A 2,675-nucleotide genomic window follows, 5' to 3' on the forward strand; every position below is an offset into this window, starting at 1 on the left:
ACCGCTACCGACATCATAGTTCACTCTTCCAATATCGGTATCTCCCAGATCGCCTGGCTCCTAAGCGGCAAAGAGTTTCACGACGGACTCTCTGCCTTTGGACTGGGACAAAAAAGCGGTATCGATCTCTCCCGAGAGCTCCCCGGACGAATCAAGCCTGCCCGGCGGCTGGCACGTAAACCCCACGAAGCCAACCAGGCCTACGGTTACGGGATGCAGGCAACCTTCGCGCAGCTTCTCAAAGCGCACAATGTTTTCAACAATGACGGGGTGATCGTTACCCCCCGTATCGTCGATTATCTGGAAGATTCCCAGGGACACCGCTATCGCATCGATCCCCGCCGTTTCCCCTCGCACCGTATCATCAGCGCCGAAACGGCCCACGAAATGCATGGGATTCTGAAGAAGGTTGTCCGGGAGGGAACCGGGGTAGCCGCCCAGTATCCCGGGCTGGACGTCGGAGGCAAGACCGGAACGGCTCACATTGCAGCCCACGGCCACTATGTTAAACGCTACAACAGCTCCTTCTACGGTTTTGCCAACGATGACAAAGGGCATCGCTACGAGATCGGTGTCTTGGTGATCGAAGCGAGCAAATACCACAAGTACTTCGCCTCCCAGTCCGCCGTCCCTACCTTCAAAGCGATCGTGGACGATATGGTGGAGTTGGGCTATCTCCATCCCAACCTCACCCCCGAGCAGCGAGCCGAGATGCTGGCCAAAGAGAAGCAACGCCGTGCCGCCGCCCGCAAAAAACAGCAGGAACGCACCCACCAGATCAAAGAGCTGCTACGACAGCAGCGGGAACAGATGCGCAAAAAAGAAGCAGAGCAAAGACGAACGGAGCAAGCTTCTCCTCGAAGAAAATCCCACTCTCAGTCAAAGCCCCCTGCCATCAAGCCGGCCCCTCGGCCACCCCGGAGGCACCAGACTCCCATTCCCAAACGTCCCCCGACTCCCCACGAAGCCCTGCCGGATATGTTCTAAATCTTTTCATCGTGGGATAGCAATCCCACGCTACATCATTTTTAATCCAAAATCCATCATCCATCATCCAAAATCATTTTTTACACCCACAGGTTGTCGATGAGCCTTGTCTCCCCCACTTTGGCGGCGACCAGAATGATCGTATTGCCCAGTTCCACCTCCTCGAGAGGGCGGAAATCCCGGTCTACAATCGCCACATACTCCAGCTCCGTCACCTCCGGCTCCAGGATTCCCCTCATCGCGGCCCGGATCACTTCGCTTCTGTGCTGGCCGCTCTGAATAAGTTTGGCGGCCCGTTTAAGCGAGCGGGAGAGACTCAGGGCCCGGCGACGCTCTTCCGGGCTGAGATAGAGGTTGCGGCTGCTGAGTGCCAAACCGTCGGCATCCCGAATAATCTCACAGGGAACGATCTGTACTTTCATGAAATAGTTGCGGACCATCTGTCGGATCAACACCAACTGTTGGGCATCCTTCTTGCCGAAATAGGCCCGGTCGGCCCGACTGAGGTTGAGAAGCTTCATCACCACCTGAAGCATGCCGTCGAAATGGCCGGGACGCCTGGCCCCTTCCAGAATATAACCACGGCGTTTCGGCGCACCGATACAGAGTTCGTCCTCTTCGTAAATCTGATCCGTCGTCGGTAGATAGAGCAGATCCACCCCCGCCAATTCGCAGATCTTCCGGTCCGCCTCTTCCCGTCGGGGATATTTGTCCAGATCCTCGCCTTCAAGAAACTGGGTGGGATTGACAAAGATCGAGACAATGACGTGATCGTTCTCTTCCTTCGCCCGGCGAATCAGAGAGAGATGTCCTTCGTGCAGCGCTCCCATCGTCGGGACGAAACCGATCCTTCCTTTCAGTCCATCCCGCGCCTCGGCGAAACATTCATAATCCCGTGCAACTACCATTTGAGTGCCTTTGGTGAAATTTTGCTAAAATCTTACCCCAACTATCGACCATTATTAATTATTCACTATTAACTATTAATTTTGAAAAGGAACTTTTCACCATGGATGCCTACGAATACGGCGAACTGCTCAAAAGCCTGAGCACCAAGATGGAGAACATCACCAATATCGTCAAACCTGACGCAATCCGCGCCCGACTGGACGAGATCGAAACGATGCAGCAAAACCCCGAGTTTTGGAGCGATGCCGATAAGGCGGCCAAGATCTCCCAGGAGAAGACCCGCCTGGAGCGGACACTGAACAAATACGACGAAGCCAAAGCGGCTCTGGAAGATGCCAAGGAGTATTTCGAGCTCGCCAAGAGCGAGGGGGACGAAGAGACCCTGGAGATGCTCTACGAAGATGCCGAAAGCCTCAAGGAGCACATCCAGCAGCTGGAGATCGCCATCATGCTCAGCGGGGAGCACGACAGCGCCAACGCCATCGTCACCATCCATCCGGGGGCGGGAGGGACCGAGAGCCAGGACTGGGCCAGCATGCTCTATCGGATGTATCTGCGCTGGGCGGAGCGTCACGGATTCAAGGTCGAAGTGCTCGACTACCAGCCCGGCGAAGAGGCGGGGATCAAAGATGTGAGTTTCATCATCAAAGGGGAGAACGCCTACGGCTACCTCAAGGTCGAAAACGGCATCCACCGTCTGGTGCGTATCAGTCCCTTCGACTCCAACGCCAAGCGCCACACCTCCTTTACCTCGGTCATGGTCTCTCCCGAGATCGACG

At 55.7% G+C, this 2,675-nt stretch carries 3 protein-coding genes; 2 read left to right on the forward strand and 1 reads right to left on the reverse strand.

Features of this window, described 5'->3' with window-relative positions; all coding sequences use genetic code 11:
- On the forward strand, positions 1–987 hold a 987-nt coding region (locus tag F8I07_RS04215), incomplete at its 5' end, for a penicillin-binding transpeptidase domain-containing protein (RefSeq protein WP_292656136.1).
- An 80-nt stretch (positions 988–1,067) separates the two neighbouring features.
- Here F8I07_RS04215 and panC read toward each other — a convergent pair.
- Positions 1,068–1,895, reverse strand: coding sequence for a pantoate--beta-alanine ligase (gene panC / locus F8I07_RS04220; protein ID WP_292656138.1), 828 nt, complete (start codon positions 1,893–1,895; stop codon positions 1,068–1,070).
- Between the two features lie 101 nt (positions 1,896–1,996).
- On the opposite strand from panC, the gene F8I07_RS04225 reads away from it, so the two are divergent.
- A partial coding sequence (locus F8I07_RS04225; protein ID WP_292656141.1) for a PCRF domain-containing protein occupies positions 1,997–2,675 on the forward strand: 679 nt, incomplete at its 3' end.

It is taken from the genome of Nitratifractor sp., assembly GCF_015487065.1.
Classification (GTDB): Bacteria; Campylobacterota; Campylobacteria; order Campylobacterales; family Sulfurovaceae; genus Nitratifractor.

What these genes read in the sequence shown, in the direction of transcription:
- panC (WP_292656138.1), bottom strand. Translation starts at nt 1,895, where the DNA reads ATGGTAGTTGCACGGGATTATGAATGTTTCGCCGAGGCGCGGGATGGA.